General features: G+C 60.6%; 1 pseudogene. It reads right to left on the minus strand.

The annotated features are described in order from the left end of the window. Positions 1-510, minus strand: a pseudogene (locus tag A9587_RS24305) (type IV secretion protein Rhs); the annotation flags it as partial.

The following is a 510-nucleotide window of genomic DNA, read 5'->3' on the forward strand; positions in this document are numbered from 1 at the left end:
ATTTGCCGCCCTGAGCGTCGGTCATCCCCAGCAGCAGTCGTTCTTCGTCGCTCCAGCGGAACGTCATCACCTGCCCGGCTTCGTCCTGGTACGCCGTCACCTGATTCTGCGCATCCCACTGATGAAAGCGTGTCCGGCCCGCCCCGTCTGTCACGCATACCACACGTTCAGCCATCCGCCAGTCCAGACGGTATCGTGCGCCACTGTCGGTATGGTGGCCCGTCACGCGCCAGGCTGAATCATCCGGCCCTTCATACCAGCCCCACTGGTAATAATATCCTTCGCCGCCGGGCTGGCGGTGCAGCGTCATGCAGTGGTGTTCGTCGTAAGCAAACTCACGCAACAGGTGCCCCGTGCTGTCGTACACGCCGTTCAGGTGGCCGGCCTCGTCATAGTTGTAACGACGCAGCAGTAAAGGTGCAGTATCAGGGAAATGCTGATAAATCTGTGTCACCCGCCGGGGATGCGCCGCCAGTTCGTAATACAGACGGATGCACGGACGCTGCTGTT

Source organism: Escherichia sp. MOD1-EC6162, assembly GCF_002965125.1.
Taxonomy (GTDB): Bacteria; Pseudomonadota; Gammaproteobacteria; order Enterobacterales; family Enterobacteriaceae; genus Escherichia; species Escherichia marmotae.